This window comes from Amycolatopsis sp. lyj-108 (assembly GCF_046549005.1).
In the GTDB taxonomy this organism is placed as follows: Bacteria; Actinomycetota; Actinomycetes; order Mycobacteriales; family Pseudonocardiaceae; genus Amycolatopsis.
In genome coordinates, this window is sequence record NZ_JAJPWQ010000002.1 from 735,036 (window position 1) to 751,038 (window position 16,003).

Genomic DNA, 16,003 nt, shown 5'->3' on the forward strand with positions numbered 1-16,003 from the left:
TCCTGTACCTAGGCGCAAGGAAGGGGGCCTTCATGTACTTCAGGCTGCTGTCGCCAGGTGGATGGCGGGTCCGGGTCTGGCCGCGGCAACGTCGTGCGCGGCAGTGAGGGAAGCGAGGACACCGTCGGGGTCGTTTCGAAGCCGGGAGGGCAGAGTTTGCACGACGACGAGGCCCGCCGCCGCATACCGCGTATTGCGCTCGACGGTTCGTGCATAGTCCGACTTGCGGAAATGAAACTCGAAGGAGTCGATCTCCCAAACGAGACCGACGTCCTTCCACAACGCGTCGGGACGTCCGATGTAGTTGCCTTGCCGGTCATAGATCGCCGCATTCCAGTGGCTCGGTGGTGTCGGCATGCGCTGGCTGAGGGTCTTGGCGCGCGATTCCGCCATGGACCGGAGATCTACCCAGTTCGTGAGCAGGCGCCTCGGTACAGCGGTACCTCGAAGTGAGCCGTGATCGAGTTCGCGAAGCAGGACCTTCGGATGGCATCCGCCTTTCTGGACCGCTTCGATCAAGATCGCCTCGACCTGCTGGGCATCCCCGAGCCGCCGCGCCGCGTCCGTTGTGGCCCGGATCAGCGGGGCAAGGGTAACGCCGTTCCGGACGACAGGGGACGGCAAGTGGATCGTCCGTTCCATCGTCACGAAGCCGGTGCTGCGGATCTTCCGATCATGCGGGATCAGCAGATGCAGACCCGCGTCCGATGGCATCGCGGATGTACGCAGCCCGTGCCGCAGACAGGCTTCGATTCCGGTGAGAACCGCGTCCGCTCCGCCGTGCAGGAGCCCCGCGGTCACGAGCTGCTCGCTCGTGGGTTCGTTGTTGTGCAGCAGGATGATGCCCGGCAGCAAGCGTTGCCACGGGCCGCCGGGCAGGCAGCGGGTGTAGATCGTCCGGCTGCTCATCTCGAGGCTTTCCAGATCGGATGCCCGGACGACGCCGTTGCGACTCCGTTCGTGCAGCAGTTCGGGATGCTGAGCCCATGTCCCCCTCTTGGTCATGAAGCTCAGCGTGAGCCCGGAGCAGCCTGTCCCGCCAGAGCCGATTTACCGGCCTGTGGATAACTGCCCCATTGTGGATAACTCAGCTCCAAGTACATGAAGGCCCCCTTCCTTGCGCTAGGCGCAAGGAAGGGGGCCTTCATGTACTTGGAGCCAGAAGCGTCAGACGCGCTTGAAGAGCAAAGCGCGCTTCACTTCCTGGATGGCCTTCGTCACCTGGATGCCGCGCGGGCAAGCGTCGGTGCAGTTGAACGTCGTCCGGCAGCGCCAGACGCCCTCGGAGTCGTTCAGGATGTCGAGCCGCTCTTCGGCGCCTTCGTCACGCGAGTCGAAGATGAACCGGTGCGCGTTGACGATCGCGGCCGGGCCGAAGTACGAGCCGTCGTTCCAGTACACCGGGCACGAGGACGTGCAGCAGGCGCACAGGATGCACTTGGTCGTGTCGTCGAACCGGTCGCGGTCGGCCTGCGACTGGATCCGCTCGCGCGTGGGCTCGTTCCCGTAGGCGATGAGGTACGGCTTCACAGCCTTGTACGCCTCGAAGAACGGGTCCATGTCGACGTAAAGGTCCTTGAGCGTGGTCAGACCCTTGATCGGCGCGATCGTGATCGTCGTCTTCTTGCCGTCCTGCGACAGCAGGTCCTTCATCAGGACCTTGCACGCCAGCCGGTTGATGCCGTTGATCTGCATCGCGTCGGAACCGCAGACGCCGTGCGCGCACGAGCGACGGAACGAGAACGTCCCGTCGATGTAGTCCTTCACGTAGAAGAGCAGGTTCAGCAGCCGGTCGGTGCGCTGCGCGGGGACGTCGTAGGACTCCCAGTGCGGCTCGGTGTCGACTTCGGGGTTGAACCGGAGGATCTTCAGCGTGACGGTGATCGGCGTGTGGTCGGAGGACACGGCCTCCGACTTCTCGGGGGTGGCCGTGGTCATCAGTACTTCCGCTCCATCGGTTCGTAGCGGGTGAAGGTCACCGGCTTGTAGTCCAGTCGGATGTCGGCGGCCAGCTCGGAACCCTGCTTGTAGGCCATGGTGTGCCGCATGAAGTTCGTGTCGTCGCGGTTCGGGTAGTCCTCGCGGGCGTGGCCGCCGCGGGATTCCTTGCGCGCCAGGGCGCCGACGACCAGGACTTCGGCGAGTTCGAGCAGGAAGCCCAGCTCGACGGCCTCGAGGACGTCGGTGTTGTACCGCTTCCCCTTGTCCGACACGGTGATCCGGTTGTACCGCTCCTTCAGCGCCTGCACGTCGGTCAGCGCCTGCTTGAGCGTGTCCTCCGTGCGGTACACCGAGGCGTGCGAGTCCATCGTCCGCTGCAGCTCGGTGCGGATGTCGGCGACGCGCTCGTCACCGTGCTCCGACAGCAGGAGCGACAGCTGGTCCTCGACGACCTTTGTCGGGTTCTCCGGCAGTTCGATGTGCTCGTGCGCCAGCGCGTACTCGGCGGCGGCGATGCCGGCACGACGGCCGAAGACGTTGATGTCCAGCAGCGAGTTGGTGCCCAGCCGGTTCGAGCCGTGCACGGAAACGCACGCGACCTCGCCCGCGGCGTACAGGCCGGGGATGACGTTCTCGTTGTCCCGCAACGCCTCGCCGTGGATGTTGGTCGGGATGCCGCCCATCACGTAGTGGCAGGTCGGGAACACCGGCACCGGTTCGGTGACCGGGTCGACACCCAGGTACGTCCGCGAGAATTCCATGATGTCCGGGAGTTTCGCGTTCAGCGTCTCTTCCGGGATGTGCGTGACGTCGAGGACGACGTAGTCCTTGTTCGGCCCGCAGCCGCGGCCCTGCAGCACTTCCTGCACCATCGACCGGGCGACGATGTCACGCGGCGCGAGGTCCTTGATGGTGGGGGCGTAGCGCTCCATGAACCGCTCGCCGTCGGCGTTGCGGAGGATGCCGCCCTCACCGCGCACGGCCTCGGAGATGAGGATGCCGAGCCCGGCGAGACCTGTCGGGTGGAACTGGAAGAACTCCATGTCCTCCAGCGGCAGGCCCTTGCGGAAGATGATGCCGAGGCCGTCACCGGTGAGGGTGTGCGCGTTCGACGTGGTCTTGAAGATCTTGCCCGCGCCGCCGGTGGCGAACACGATCGACTTCGCCTGGAAGACGTGCAGCTCGCCGGTCGCCAGCTCGTAGGCGACGACGCCGGAAGCGGCCGGGTTGCCGTCCTCGTCCGGGGTCAGCACCAGGTCGAGCACGTAGAACTCGTTGAAGAACTCGGTGCCGTGCTTGACGCAGTTTTGGTACAGGGTCTGCAGGATCATGTGCCCGGTGCGGTCCGCGGCGTAGCAGGCGCGGCGCACCGCGGCCTTGCCGTGGTCACGGGTGTGCCCGCCGAAGCGGCGCTGGTCGATCTTGCCTTCGGGCGTCCGGTTGAACGGCAGGCCCATCTTCTCGAGGTCGAGGACCGCGTCGATGGCTTCCTTCGCCATGATCTCGGCGGCGTCCTGGTCGACCAGGTAGTCGCCACCCTTGATCGTGTCGAAGGTGTGCCACTCCCAGTTGTCCTCTTCGACGTTCGCCAGCGCGGCGCACATGCCACCCTGGGCGGCGCCGGTGTGCGAACGCGTCGGGTAGAGCTTGGTGAGGACCGCGGTGCGGGCACGCTGGCCGGATTCGATGGCCGCGCGCATGCCGGCGCCACCGGCGCCGACGATCACCACGTCGTACTTGTGGAACTGCATGAGGACTCCGCTTACCTGTGGTGGGGCGTCAGTTGGCCGAGATGCCGGGATCGAAGGTGAAGATCACCATCGTGCCGACGGCGAGGATCAGCACCATCGAGACGTAGAGCACGATCTTCAGCCAGAACCGGGTGCTGTCCTTGCGGGCGTAGTCGTCGATGATCGTGCGCAGCCCGTTGCCGCCGTGGATCTCGGCGAGCCAGAGCATCGACAGGTCCCAGAACTGCCAGAACGGCGAGGCCCAGCGGCCGGCGACGAAGCCCCAGTTGATGCGGTGCACGCCGCCGTCGAGGATGTTCATGATGAACAGGTGGCCGAGCACCAGCACGATCAGGGCGAGGCCCGAGATGCGCATGAACAGCCAGCTGTAGAGCTCGAAGTTGCTGCGGCGGGCGGCCGGGCGCTTCGGCGAACGCGGCTTGTCGAGTGCGAGAACTTCGGATGCCATGGTCAGTGCCCCCCGAACATAACTTCGACGGTGCGCTTCAACATGAAGTAGGCACCGGGAATCATCACCACGACCCAGATGGCCAGGATGGTCCAGAGCATCGGCTTCTGGAACTTCGGTCCCTTCTCCCAGAAGTCGACCAGCATGACCCGGATGCCGTTGAGCGCGTGGAACAGCACCGCGCCGACCAGGCCGACCTCGAGCAGGTTGACTATCGGGGTCTTGTAGGTCTCGATGACCTCGTTGTACGTGTCGGGCGACACGCGCACGAGCGCGGTGTCGAGCACGTGCACGAAGAGGAAGAAGAAGGTGGCTACGCCGGTGATGCGATGCAGCACCCAGGACCACATGCCGGGGTCGCCCCGGTAGAAGGTCCCCTGTCGGCGTGAGGCACCCGCCCGATCGCTCGCGGCCGCCTCGGTGGCGGTGCTAGCCGTGGTGGACATCGGTGAACGGCCTCCAACGTCATGGCTTGGGCCCGCTGACCGCTGGTTTCCGCGCCTGCGCCGGGTCGTCCACCTGGGGACGGCTCCGGCGACGGTGCCGAGATCATGGTCATCGAGCGTGGATGAAAAGGATGCTAGACCCGCACCTCACGGTGGGCTCACCTCCGGGTTCCTCTGTGTGATGGACCAGACATCGAGGCCCCTGCCCGATCGGGTGACGCGGACCGGTAACTCACCGGTTCGTCCACTGTGGACGGGAGGGGCGTCGCGGGGCGCTCTGAACGGTGCGTGACGATCTTGGGTCCTTCTCGCGGCCAGTGGGCCGGGTGCTGCCTGCGATTACTCCGTTGTGGTCACCGTGCGTACTCCGTTCGTCGCGCGTACGACTCATGAGTAAACGTTTGTGTTACGTAGCGTGCCTTTCCTATGGCGGCTAAGCAGCCGTTAGGTACCGTCTCTCGGTCGAACCCGGCACTGTCGCCGGGTCGTTTCTTCGGACCATCCGCTGGATCAGCGGGGAGGGAGACACACGTTGCGTCGCATGCGTGGAACCGCGCTGGCCGCCGCCGCCATGGCCGGTGCTCTGGTACTGGCCGGATGCGCGAAGGATTCAGGTGCGGGGAACAACAACAACGCGGGCTCTGGGGATCAGTCCGCCAGCTGCGTGACGGCGCCGAAGCCGCCCGCCGCGGCGGCCGCCTCGACCAGCACCAGCCAGTCCAGTGAGAAGGTCGACGGCAGCAAGCTGAAGGTCGCGCTGGCCTTCGACGTCGGCGGTCGTGGCGACGCGTCCTTCAACGACTCCGCCGCCGCCGGTACCGACAAGGCGAAGGCCGAACTCGGCGTCACCACGGTCACCGAGAGCACCGCCGCGGCGACCGAAGACGAGGCCGCCAAGTCGCAGCGTCTCGACCAGCTCGCTTCGCAGGGCTTCAGCCCGATCATCGCGGTCGGCTTCGCTTACGCCAACGCTGTCAAGGCTGTCGCGCCGAAGTACCCGAACACGAAGTTCGCGATCGTCGACGAGTCCGTCGAGGCTCCGAACGTCACCTCGCTCGTCTTCGCCGAGGAGCAGGGCTCGTTCTTGGCCGGTGTCGCCGCCGCGTACAAGTCGAAGAAGTGCCACGTCGGCTTCGTCGGCGGCGTGAACACGCCGCTGATCCAGAAGTTCGAGGCCGGCTTCCTCCAGGGTGTGAAGGCCGCTTCGAGCAAGGCCAAGATCGAGGACGAGTACCTCACCCCGGCCGGTGACTTCTCCGGGTTCCAGGACCCGGCGAAGGGCAACGTGAAGGCCGCCGCGCAGATCGCCAAGGGCGCGGATGTGCTGTACCACGCCGCCGGTGCCTCCGGTAAGGGCGTTTTCGAGGCCGCGAAGTCGAACAACGCGCTCGCCATCGGCGTCGACTCCGACCAGTACAACCAGAAGACGGTCGAGGCGTCGAAGGACGTCATCATCACCTCGATGCTCAAGCGCGTCGACGTGGCGGTGTTCGACTACCTGCGCGCGCTCGCGAAGGGCGACCTGACGTCGCTGCCGAAGCGGTTCGACCTCAAGGTCGACGGCATCGGCTACGCCACCTCCGGTGGCAAGGTCGACGACATCAAGGACGTCCTCGAGGGCTACAAGGCGCAGATCGTCTCCGGGGCGATCACCGTGTCGGACAAGCCGCAGAAGTAAGCTCCACCAGGCAGCGGGGCTCGGGAGGGTGACCCCTTCCGAGCCCTCACCTGTTTAACTCCCAGAACTGGATGGCTTTTTCATGAGCGCTCCCCAGGCCGAGGTCACCGACGCCCCCGACCGGGGTGAACCGGCCGTGCAGCTGACCGGGATCACGAAGCGGTTCCCCGGTGTCGTTGCCAACTCCGACGTCAACCTCACCGTCACCAAGGGCGAGGTGCACGCTGTCTGCGGCGAGAACGGCGCGGGCAAATCGACCCTGATGAAGATCCTCTACGGCATGCAGCAGCCGGACGAGGGCGACATCGCGATCAACGGCGAACCGGTGCGGCTGCGCAACCCGCAGGACGCCATCAAGGCCGGGATCGGGATGGTCCACCAGCACTTCATGCTGGCCGACAACCTGACCGTGGGGGAGAACGTCTTCCTCGGCGCGGAGAACCTGCACGGCATCGGCCGCGCTGCCAGGGCGAAACTGGCGGAGCTGGCCGAACGGGTCGGCCTGCGCGCCCGGCCGGACGTGCTGCTCGAAGAACTCGGCGTCGCCGACCGCCAGCGCGTGGAGATCGTGAAGGTGCTCTACCGCGGCGCCCGGATCATCATCCTCGACGAGCCCACCGCGGTGCTCGTGCCGCAGGAGGTCGACGCGCTGTTCGAGACCGTCCGCGCGATGAAGGAGGACGGCTTCACCTTCCTCTTCATCTCGCACAAGCTCGACGAGGTGCGCGCGATCGCCGACACGGTCACCGTGATCCGCCGCGGCACCACCGTCGGCACGGCCGATCCGAAGACGATCACCTCACGTCAGCTGGCCGAGATGATGGTCGGCTCGGAGCTCCCCAGCCCGGAGACCCGTGAGTCCACTGTGACCGATCGGCCCGTCCTCCGCCTGGACGACGTCTGCTTGAGCGTCGAGGGTTCCGAGCGGAACGTGCTCGACCACATCTCCTTCACGGTGCACGCGGGCGAGGTGCTCGGGATCGCCGGCGTCGAGGGCAACGGCCAGACCGAACTCGTCGAGACGATCATGGGCATGCGCAAGGGCGGCGGCCGGATCGAACTGACCGAGGTCGACGGCCAGGTCGTCGAACTGCACAAACTGGGGACGCTCGCCCGCCGCGAGGCCGGGATCGGCTACATCGCCGAAGACCGCACGCGGCACAGCCTCCTGCTCACGCAACCCTTGTGGGTCAACCGGATCCTCGGCTACCAGACCCGCGAGCCGGTCGCGAAAGGACAGTTGCTCGACATCGCCGGCGCGCGTGAGGACACCCGCCGCATCGTCGCGCAGTACGACGTCCGCACGCCGGGCATCGACGTCCCGGCCGCCGCGCTTTCCGGTGGTAACCAGCAGAAGCTGATCGTCGGGCGTGAGCTTTCCGGCGATCCGGTGCTGCTGATCGCGTCGCATCCGACGCGTGGTGTCGACGTCGGCGCGCAGGCGCTGATCTGGGAACAGATCCGCCAGGCCCGCGCGGCCGGGCTCGCCGTGCTGCTGGTTTCGGCCGACCTCGACGAGCTGATCGGGCTTTCCGACACCATTCAGGTCATGCTGCGCGGACGACTGGTCGGCCAGGCCGACCCCGCGACCGTGACCCCGCAGGAACTGGGCTCCGCGATGACGGGTGCTTCCGAATCCGAAGAAGGTGCATCGTGAGTTCTTGGCGTACGAGGCTGCTGCCGCCTCTGCTCGCGATCGTGTTCGCCGTCATCCTGACGGCCATCGCGCTGATCATCTCGGGCGCCGACCCGCTCCAGGCCTACGGCACGATGATCGGCCAGCTCTTCAAGGGCTCGACGGCCGTCGACACGGTGAACCTCGCGACGGTCTACTACCTGTCCGGGCTCGCGGTGGCCATCGGCTTCCAGATGAACCTCTTCAACATCGGTGTCGAGGGCCAGTACCGGTTCGCCGCCATCGTCACCGCCATCATCGGCGGGGCACTGCAGCTGCCGCCGGTGATCCACGTGCTGGCGATCCTGGTCGTCGCGGTGGCCAGCGGCATGCTGTACGCGGCCATCCCGGCCGTGCTGAAGGTGACCCGAGGCGTTTCCGAGGTCATCTCGACGATCATGCTGAACGCGATCGTCGGCGGCATCGTGGCGTTCCTGGTCAACGCGGACCAGTTCGGCGTGCAGACCGGCAACAACATCGCCACCCGGCAGATCGACGGCACCGGCCGGATCCCGGGTATCCCGATCCTTTCCGGTGAGCTGTTCGGCTTCGTGTTCATCGCGGCGCTGATCGGCGCGGCCTACTGGTTCATGCTCAACCGGACCCGGTTCGGGTTCGAGCTCAAGGCCTCCGGTGAGTCGACGACGGCGGCCGCCGCCGGTGGGGTCAACGCCAAGAAGATGACGCTGATCGCGATGCTGCTTTCCGGTGGCGTCGCCGGTCTGGTCGCGATGCCGGAACTGCTCGGCCGCGACTTCAGCTACGGCATCACCTCGACCCAGATGTACGGCTTCACCGGTATCGCGGTCGCTCTGCTCGGCCGCAACCACCCGGCGGGCATCGCGCTGGGCGCCCTGCTGTGGGCGTTCCTCGACCGGTCCGCGGTGTCGCTCGAACAGATCAACGTGTCCAAAGAGATCGCCACGATCATGCAGGGCGTGATCGTGCTGTCGGTCGTCATCGCGTACGAGATCGTGCGCCGCGCGGACCTGGCCGCCGAACAGCGTCGCGTCGGTCGCGCGCTGGCAGGCAACGGCCGCAAGGGATCGAGCGTTTCCGAGGGAGGTGCGGTGTGACCACCGCGGACGTTCTGTCGCCCAACACGGGCGGGACCACCATGCCGGTGAAGCCGCCGAAGCGCCGCATTCCCGGCTGGCTCAAGGGCGCGATCTGGGGGCTGCTGGCCGTCGGCGTGCTCGCGATCGCGTCGTACGCCACCGGCGTCAACACGCTGACCTCGACCAACACCGCGCACACCGCGCTGAGGCTGGCGCTGCCGATCCTGCTCTGCGCGCTCGGCGGCCTCTGGGCCGAACGCGCGGGCGTGATCAACATCGGCCTCGAAGGCATGATGATCCTCGGCACCTGGGGTGCCGCCTGGGGCGCGTTCTACGGCGGCGTCTGGGCCGGATTGCTGGCGGCGGTGGTGTTCGGCGCGCTCGGCGGTCTGCTGCACGCCGTCGCGACGGTGACCTTCAACGTCAACCACATCGTCTCCGGTGTGGCGATCAACCTGCTCGGTCTCGGGGTCGCGAAGTACCTGGCGAACCTGGTGTTCACCCCGCTTTCGGGGAACCCGCGCCAGTCGCCGCCGGTCCCGAAGTTCGACACCTATTCGGCGACGTTCCTCTCGGACTGGCTCTCGGATCTGGAGAAGATGCAGCGCGTCTTCATCTCCGACCTCGCCGGCATCCTCAACGGCCTGGTCACCGAGGTCGCGCCGCTGACGATGATCGCGATCGCGCTGGTCCCGATCAGCTACCTCGTGCTGTGGCGGACGCGATTCGGCCTGCGGCTGCGGTCCTGTGGTGAGAACCCGGTCGCGGCCGAGTCCCTCGGCGTGAAGGTCTACCTGCACAAGTACGTCGCCATGATCATCTCCGGCGGGCTCGCCGGAATGGGTGGCGCCTCGCTCGTGCTGCTCGCCGGCGGTGCGGACTACCTGGAGAACCAGACCAACAACCGCGGGTACATCGGCCTCGCGGCGATGATCTTCGGCAACTGGCGGCCGGGCGGCCTGCTCGGCGGCGCGGCGCTGTTCGGTTACGCGGACGGACTCCAGCTCGCCGGTGGCGGCACCGCGGTGCTCGCGCTGCTGTACGGCGCGGTGATCCTGCTGGCCGTGATCGTGGCGGTGCAGTTGTTCCGCCGTCAGTGGATCGCTTCCGCGCTCGGTGTCGTCGGCGCCGTCGCGCTGTACGCGATCTACTGGACCAACGACGACCTGCCCAGCGACCTCATCCCGTACACCGCGCACTTCGTGACGCTGATCGTGCTGGCGGTGGCTTCGCAGCGGCTGCGGCCGCCCAAGGCGATCGGCGCCACCTATCGGCGAGGTGAGGACTGACATGGCGGAGTACGACTGGGAAGCCTTGCGGGCTCAAGCCGTCGAGGCGGCGAAGTCGGCGTACGCGCCGTACTCGGGCCTGCACGTCGGCGTCGCGGGTGTGGTGGACGACGGCCGGATCGTCGTCGGCTGCAACGTCGAAAACGCTTCGTACGGCTTGGGAATGTGCGCGGAATGCACGATGGCGGGGCAGCTGCGGCTGACCGGCGGCGGCAAACTCGTCGCCGTCGCCTGCCGCAGCGGCGCCGGTGACCTCCTGATGCCGTGCGGGCGCTGCCGTCAGATCCTGTTCGAGCACGGCGGCGCGGAGTGCCTTGTGGACACTCCCAGCGGCATCCTGCCGATGTCCGCGGTGCTGCCGGACGCGTTCGGGCCGGACGACCTGCCATGAGCGCGTTCGCCGCCGTCGACGTCATCCGCGCGAAGCGGGACGGCGGACGGCTCACCGACGACCAGATCGACTGGACGATCGACGCGTACACACGCGGCGACATCGCCGAGGAGCAGATGGCCGCGCTCGCGATGGCCATCTTCCTGCGGGGGATGGATTCCGGCGAGATCGCGCGCTGGACCGGCGCGATGATCTCGTCGGGGGAGCGGCTCGACCTGAAGGTCAGCCGTCCGACCATCGACAAGCATTCGACGGGCGGGGTCGGCGACAAGATCACGCTTCCGCTGGCGCCGCTCGTCGCGGCCTGCGGGGCGGCCGTACCGCAGCTGTCCGGACGCGGGCTCGGGCACACCGGCGGGACACTCGACAAACTGGAGTCGATCCCCGGCTGGCGTGCCGCTTTGTCGACATCGGAGATCATCCGGCAGCTCGACGAGGTCGGCGCGGTGGTCTGCGCGGCCACTTCCGGGCTGGCTCCGGCCGACAAGAAGCTGTACGCGCTGCGGGACGTGACCTCGACGGTGGAGTCGATCCCGCTGATCGCGAGCTCGATCATGAGCAAGAAGATCGCGGAAGGTGCGGCCGGGCTCGTCCTCGATGTGAAGACCGGCTCGGGCGCGTTCATGAAGACGCTTCCGCAGGCGCGTGAACTCGCGCGGACCCTGGTGGAGATCGGGACCGCGCACGGCGTCGCGACGACGGCGCTGATCACGGACATGAACGTGCCGTTGGGATACGCCGTCGGCAACGCGATCGAGGTCGCGGAGTCGGTCGAGGTGCTGCGCGGCGGCGGCCCGGCCGACGTCGTCGAGCTGACCGTGGCGTTGGCCAGGGAGATGCTGGCGCTGGCTGGTCTGTCCGATGTGGACCCGGCCGCGGTGCTCGCGTCGGGGAAGGCCTACGAGACGTGGTGCCGGATGATCGCCGCGCAGGGCGGGGATCCGGACGCTCCTTTGCCACGACCTGAGCACGTCCACGTCGTCTCGGCGCCCGCTGATGGGGTTTTGTCGCGTTTGGACGCTTATTCGGTCGGGGTCGCCGCTTGGCGGCTCGGGGCCGGGCGGGCGCGCAAGGAGGATCCGGTGCAGGCCGCGGCCGGCGTGCTGTGCCTGGCGAAGCCGGGCGACAAGGTTTCGGCCGGGCAGCCGCTACTGGAGCTGCACACCGATACGCCGGACGCTGTTCCTTCGGCTCTCGCTGCGCTCGCTGACGCCTACGCCGTCTCCTCGGAGGCCCCGGCCTCCGCTCCGCTCGTCCTGGAGACCGTGCGGCCCTGACCCACGCAATTCGTCATCTGGTTGCGGTAGTTGCACGCGCAACTACCGCAACCAGATGACGAATTGCGTTGGGTGCGGGGGGGTCTTGCCAGGAGGAAGTGTCTCCAATGCCACGTTGGGGACATCGACGTCGGCCGTCCCACGCCGGGCACCGGCGGACGCACGCCCTCGTCGCGGTTGGCCCCGCCGCAACCAGATGACGAATTGCGGAGGGCGTGGCGGATCGCGATTAGGGGGCTAAACGCAGGTCGGTGCCCGGGCGGCGAAGGGCCAGGAGAAACGTGAAGGCCCCTTCCCTCGGCTCAACCGAGGGAAGGGGCCTTCACGCGCTACAAGCGGATCAGTCGGTGGTCTCGTCGGTGCCGTCGGCCTTGGCCTTGGCGTCGGCCGCCTTGGGCGCGCGGCCGTTGCGCGAGCTGCGACGCGGCTGACGCGGGGCGGGCGGCGGCGGGGAGATCTGCTGCACGGCCGGGCCACCACCGAGCATCAGCTCCGCGAAGGTCGCCATGGCCTCGTCCAGCTGGCCGCCGATGCGGCGCACGGACTCGTCGTTGCTCTTGCGCACCAGCGTGTCGACCGAGTCGGTGTCCGGCTGCTTCGACAGCGTGCTCTCGACCTTCGACAGACCGGAGCGGATCGACCCGTCGAGGTCGCCGAGGCGGCCGGTGAAGCCGTCTTCGACCTTGTCGAGGCGCTCGGCCAGGTGGTCGAGGTGCGAGGTGACCTTTTCGAGGCGGTCGCCGAGGCCGTCGAGGCGGTCCGAAGCGTCGATCATCTCGCCGGTCTCGGTCAGCGCGGTCTTCAGCGCCTCGGTGTTCGCGGTGAGGCTTTCCTTGGTCGCCTTGTCGAGGTTCTCGACGCGGGTGCGCAGTTCGCGGTCGACGGTGTCGACGCGGTCCCGCAGGGTCGACTCGGCCTGCTCGACGCGCTCGCGCACCGGGCCGATCACCGACTGCGGCAGCGCGTCGGTCTTCACGTCCTGCTTGTCGAGGTGCGCGCCGAGTTCGTCGAGACGGCGGTGGATGTTCTGGAGCTTGTCCTCGAGCCCGTCCATCCGGCCCCCGACGCCTTCGAGGCGCGCGGCCATGCCGTCGAGGCGGCCGTCGAGCTGAGCGAACGGCTTCGCCAGCTTGTCGACGATGCTTTCGACGGCGCGGGTCAGTGCGGCGATCGCGGTGTCCTGCGCTTCGAGCCGCGACATGGTCTCGTCGAGACGTTCGGCGAGCACGCTCGTCTCGGTGCGGTCGGGCATCTCCGAGAGCCGCTTGCGCACCGCGCCGAGCGAGTCGACCGGGGCCAGACGTGCGTAGATGTCGTCGAGCGCGTCGAAGATCTGCTGCTGTTCGCTCTCACGCACTTCGGCCGCGCGCACCAGCATGTTGCGCATCCGGTCGAAGGACGGGGCGGCAATGTGGTTGTCAGTGGTCACTGCGGTGTCCTTCGTGGGCGGGGAAATGGGAGGGACGTGACGTGAAGCTTATCCATTGCGAAATTGCTCTGCGTATGGCCCCCGGGTATCGGACAATGTCGAGCTCTGACCCTGATGGCCGATTCAGCCCGTGATCGACAAAGCCGAGGGTTAACCAGAGCGTACGAGTTACCACCATGTAGGGGAATGACAGGCTGGTTACCGTTACGTATGTCCTCTGAAAGCAGCAGACCACGCATCCCGGAGGCGGTACTGGCCCGCGCTCCGAAGGTTCTCCTCCACGACCACCTGGACGGCGGATTGCGTCCCGCCACGGTCGCCGAACTGGCCGAGCAGACGGGCTACACGGCCTTGCCGACCAGCGATCCCGTCGAACTCGGCCGATGGTTCCGCGACGCCGCCGATTCCGGCTCCCTCGTCTCGTACCTTGAGACGTTCGCGCATACCTGCGGTGTCATGCAGACCGAGGAAGCGCTGGTCAGAGTGGCCGCCGAGGCGGTGGAAGACCTCGCGGCCGACGGCGTCGTCTACGCCGAGGTGCGGTATGCCCCCGAACTCTTCGTCGAACGCGGACTGTCACTCGATGCGGTGGTCGAGGCCATTCAGGCCGGATTCGCCGAAGGTGAACGGAGAGTGGCGGACCGCGGCGGCCGGATCCGCGTCGGGACGTTGCTCTGCGCGATGCGCCAGCACGCCAGGGCCCTCGAGATCGCCGGTCTCGCCGTCCGCTACCGCGACGCCGGCGTGGTCGGGTTCGACATCGCCGGACCGGAAGACGGATTTCCGCCTACCAGAAATCTCGACGCATTCGAGTTTCTGCGGACGAATAATGCGCATTTCACCATTCATGCCGGGGAGGCGTTCGGGCTGCCGTCCATTTGGGAGGCGATTCAGCATTGCGGCGCCGAGCGGCTCGGCCACGGGGTCCGCATCGTCGAGGACATCAAGACCGACAGTGACGGCACGGTCCATTTGGGACGGTTGGCCGCCTACGTCCGCGACCGCCGGATCCCGCTGGAGATCTGCCCCACGTCCAATGTCCAGACGGGAGCGGCGCGCTCGATCGGCGAGCATCCGATCGGCCTGCTCGCCAGGCTGCGGTTCCGGGTCACCGTCAACACCGACAACCGGCTGATGAGCGGCTGCTCGATGACCAGCGAATTCGCGGCGCTGGCCGAGGCGTTCGGCTTCGGGCTCGCCGATCTCGAGTGGTTCACCATCAATGCGATGAAATCCGCGTTCCTCGATTTCGATCAGCGTCTCGGCATCATCAACACGGTCATCAAGCCCGGGTATGCCGCCTTGCGGTCGTTAGCATAGACAACTATCGTTCACTATGTAGGAGAGCGTTCCCAAATAGTGAAACGGTGGTCGTGATGACGCAGGTCGTGGACGTGGGGGTCGGCGGAAAACGACGCTGGCTCATCCTCGCGCTCGGCCTCGCCGCGCAGACCGCGAGCTGTTCGTTCCTCTACGGGCTCCCGTTCCTGGTGCCGTCCATGCAGCGTGCGGAGGGGTTGACGCTCGCCGAAGCGGGAACCGTGGTCGCGGCGCCGAGTCTTGGCCTGTTGTTCACCTTGATCCTGTGGGGTGCGGCCGCGGACCGTTACGGAGAGCGTTTGGTAATGGCCCTCGGACTCGGCGTCTCGGGGTTACTCCTCGTGTACGCGGCTGTCGGCGACCACTCGCTCGGGATCCTCTTTGGGGTGTTCCTGCTCGCCGGTGCGAGCACCGCGTCAGTGAACGCCGCGAGCGGCCGGGCCGTCCTCGGCTGGTTCGGCCCGGCCGAGCGGGGCCTCGCGATGGGCATCCGCCAGATGGCCCAGCCGCTCGGGGTGGGCGTCGCCGCCTTCGGTCTCCCGCCGCTCGCGGATCGCTGGGGATTCCAGGTCTCGCTCCTGCTGCCCGCGCTGACCGCGATCGCGGTCGCGCTCCTCGTCGCCTGGCTGCTGGTCGATCCGCCGCGTCCGAAGGCCGAAGCGGGCAAGCGGGAGAAGCCGCCGTCGCCGTACCGGAAGCCGGCGTTGTGGCGGGTCCACGGCGCGAGCGCGTTGCTCGTCGTCCCGCAGTTCACGGTTTCCGCCTTCACGCCCGTGTACCTGGTGACCATGCACGGCTGGACGGCGGCGTCCGCGGGCTGGTTCGTCGGCGCCGTCCAGATCCTCGGCGCGCTGGGCAGGATCGCGTCGGGCTACTGGTCCGACCGCGCCGGCAGCAGGCTGCGGCCGATGCGGCAGCTGGCGGTCGCGAGCGCCGGGGTGATGCTGCTGGTCGCGCTCGGGGACGCGACGTGGCCGTGGCTGGTGCTGCTCGCGCTCGTGCTGGCCGCGGTGATCACCGTGTCGGACAACGGGCTCGGGTTCACCGCCTCGGCGGAGATGGCCGGGCTCGCGTGGGCAGGGCGGGCGATGGGCACGCAGAACACCGGCCAGAACATCGCCGCGGCACTCACGCCGCCGCTGCTGGGTCTCGTGATCGGTGATTCGCGGTACGCCCTGGCGTTCTGCGTGGCCGCGGTCTTCCCGGTGCTGGCCATCGCGCTGGTGCCCGTCAAAGACGAGGGCCCCCAAGCGCTATGAAAGGCCCCTTCATTGCAAAATTTGCAATGAAGGGGCCTTTC

General features: G+C 67.3%; 14 protein-coding genes. 8 read left to right on the forward strand and 6 right to left on the reverse strand.

The window, feature by feature from the left end; genetic code table 11:
* Positions 1 to 39: 39 nt before the first annotated feature.
* From ACLJO0_RS09875 to sdhC, 5 genes are all read right to left on the reverse strand, one after another.
* Entirely contained in the window at positions 40 to 1,005 is a 966-nt protein-coding gene (locus ACLJO0_RS09875; RefSeq protein ID WP_410577690.1) for a hypothetical protein, read from the reverse strand.
* Between the two features lie 162 nt (positions 1,006 to 1,167).
* A complete protein-coding gene (locus ACLJO0_RS09880; RefSeq protein ID WP_125680091.1) occupies positions 1,168 to 1,938 on the reverse strand; it encodes a succinate dehydrogenase iron-sulfur subunit in 771 nt (256 codons plus the stop codon).
* The gene (gene sdhA / locus ACLJO0_RS09885; RefSeq protein WP_410577691.1) at positions 1,938 to 3,692 is read right to left on the reverse strand and encodes a succinate dehydrogenase flavoprotein subunit; all 1,755 of its coding nucleotides are present in this window, start codon (positions 3,690 to 3,692) and stop codon (positions 1,938 to 1,940) included. The genes ACLJO0_RS09880 and sdhA overlap by 1 nt, the downstream gene beginning before the upstream one ends.
* 28 nt (positions 3,693 to 3,720) lie before the next feature.
* On the reverse strand, positions 3,721 to 4,140 hold the full coding sequence (locus ACLJO0_RS09890) for a succinate dehydrogenase hydrophobic membrane anchor subunit (RefSeq protein WP_037315751.1): 420 nt from the start codon (positions 4,138 to 4,140) through the stop codon (positions 3,721 to 3,723).
* Positions 4,141 to 4,142: 2 nt separating this feature from the next.
* A complete protein-coding gene (sdhC, locus tag ACLJO0_RS09895) occupies positions 4,143 to 4,586 on the reverse strand; it encodes a succinate dehydrogenase, cytochrome b556 subunit (protein ID WP_410577692.1) in 444 nt (147 codons plus the stop codon).
* A 541-nt stretch (positions 4,587 to 5,127) separates the two neighbouring features.
* Between sdhC and ACLJO0_RS09900 the strand changes: the two genes are divergently transcribed.
* The 6 genes from ACLJO0_RS09900 (at position 5,128) to ACLJO0_RS09925 (ending at position 11,954) form a co-directional block, all read left to right on the forward strand.
* Positions 5,128 to 6,264 carry a BMP family protein gene (locus tag ACLJO0_RS09900; protein ID WP_125796446.1) on the forward strand — a complete coding sequence of 379 codons (1,137 nt, stop codon included), beginning with the start codon at positions 5,128 to 5,130 and terminating at the stop codon, positions 6,262 to 6,264.
* An 82-nt stretch (positions 6,265 to 6,346) separates the two neighbouring features.
* On the forward strand, positions 6,347 to 7,921 hold the full coding sequence (locus ACLJO0_RS09905) for an ABC transporter ATP-binding protein (protein ID WP_410577693.1): 1,575 nt from the start codon (positions 6,347 to 6,349) through the stop codon (positions 7,919 to 7,921).
* The gene (locus ACLJO0_RS09910; protein WP_125796448.1) at positions 7,918 to 9,015 is read left to right on the forward strand and encodes an ABC transporter permease; all 1,098 of its coding nucleotides are present in this window, start codon (positions 7,918 to 7,920) and stop codon (positions 9,013 to 9,015) included. The genes ACLJO0_RS09905 and ACLJO0_RS09910 overlap by 4 nt, the downstream gene beginning before the upstream one ends.
* Positions 9,012 to 10,286, forward strand: a complete 1,275-nt coding sequence (locus tag ACLJO0_RS09915; protein WP_410577695.1) for an ABC transporter permease — start codon at positions 9,012 to 9,014, stop codon at positions 10,284 to 10,286. Before ACLJO0_RS09910 ends, ACLJO0_RS09915 begins: the two co-directional genes overlap by 4 nt.
* Position 10,287: 1 nt before the next feature.
* A complete protein-coding gene (locus tag ACLJO0_RS09920) occupies positions 10,288 to 10,677 on the forward strand; it encodes a cytidine deaminase (protein ID WP_125788954.1) in 390 nt (129 codons plus the stop codon).
* The gene (locus ACLJO0_RS09925) at positions 10,674 to 11,954 is read left to right on the forward strand and encodes a thymidine phosphorylase (RefSeq protein ID WP_410577697.1); all 1,281 of its coding nucleotides are present in this window, start codon (positions 10,674 to 10,676) and stop codon (positions 11,952 to 11,954) included. The genes ACLJO0_RS09920 and ACLJO0_RS09925 overlap by 4 nt, the downstream gene beginning before the upstream one ends.
* A 340-nt stretch (positions 11,955 to 12,294) precedes the next feature.
* Here the strand turns inward: ACLJO0_RS09925 and ACLJO0_RS09930 are convergent, their stop codons facing one another.
* A complete protein-coding gene (locus ACLJO0_RS09930; protein ID WP_125796451.1) occupies positions 12,295 to 13,383 on the reverse strand; it encodes a PA containing protein in 1,089 nt (362 codons plus the stop codon).
* 210 nt (positions 13,384 to 13,593) lie between these two features.
* Between ACLJO0_RS09930 and ACLJO0_RS09935 the strand changes: the two genes are divergently transcribed.
* Both ACLJO0_RS09935 and ACLJO0_RS09940 read left to right on the forward strand, forming a co-directional pair.
* Positions 13,594 to 14,703 carry an adenosine deaminase gene (locus tag ACLJO0_RS09935; protein WP_410577699.1) on the forward strand — a complete coding sequence of 370 codons (1,110 nt, stop codon included), beginning with the start codon at positions 13,594 to 13,596 and terminating at the stop codon, positions 14,701 to 14,703.
* 56 nt (positions 14,704 to 14,759) lie between these two features.
* A complete protein-coding gene (locus ACLJO0_RS09940) occupies positions 14,760 to 15,962 on the forward strand; it encodes an MFS transporter (RefSeq protein ID WP_410577701.1) in 1,203 nt (400 codons plus the stop codon).
* Positions 15,963 to 16,003: the final 41 nt, after the last annotated feature.

What these genes read in the sequence shown, in the direction of transcription:
- ACLJO0_RS09875 (WP_410577690.1), bottom strand. Translation starts at nt 1,005, where the DNA reads ATGACCAAGAGGGGGACATGGGCTCAGCATCCCGAACTGCTGCACGAA.
- ACLJO0_RS09880 (WP_125680091.1), bottom strand. Translation starts at nt 1,938, where the DNA reads ATGACCACGGCCACCCCCGAGAAGTCGGAGGCCGTGTCCTCCGACCAC.
- sdhA (WP_410577691.1), bottom strand. Translation starts at nt 3,692, where the DNA reads ATGCAGTTCCACAAGTACGACGTGGTGATCGTCGGCGCCGGTGGCGCC.
- ACLJO0_RS09890 (WP_037315751.1), bottom strand. Translation starts at nt 4,140, where the DNA reads ATGGCATCCGAAGTTCTCGCACTCGACAAGCCGCGTTCGCCGAAGCGC.
- sdhC (WP_410577692.1), bottom strand. Translation starts at nt 4,586, where the DNA reads ATGTCCACCACGGCTAGCACCGCCACCGAGGCGGCCGCGAGCGATCGG.
- ACLJO0_RS09900 (WP_125796446.1), top strand. Translation starts at nt 5,128, where the DNA reads ATGCGTGGAACCGCGCTGGCCGCCGCCGCCATGGCCGGTGCTCTGGTA.
- ACLJO0_RS09905 (WP_410577693.1), top strand. Translation starts at nt 6,347, where the DNA reads ATGAGCGCTCCCCAGGCCGAGGTCACCGACGCCCCCGACCGGGGTGAA.
- ACLJO0_RS09920 (WP_125788954.1), top strand. Translation starts at nt 10,288, where the DNA reads ATGGCGGAGTACGACTGGGAAGCCTTGCGGGCTCAAGCCGTCGAGGCG.
- ACLJO0_RS09925 (WP_410577697.1), top strand. Translation starts at nt 10,674, where the DNA reads ATGAGCGCGTTCGCCGCCGTCGACGTCATCCGCGCGAAGCGGGACGGC.
- ACLJO0_RS09935 (WP_410577699.1), top strand. Translation starts at nt 13,594, where the DNA reads ATGTCCTCTGAAAGCAGCAGACCACGCATCCCGGAGGCGGTACTGGCC.
- ACLJO0_RS09940 (WP_410577701.1), top strand. Translation starts at nt 14,760, where the DNA reads ATGACGCAGGTCGTGGACGTGGGGGTCGGCGGAAAACGACGCTGGCTC.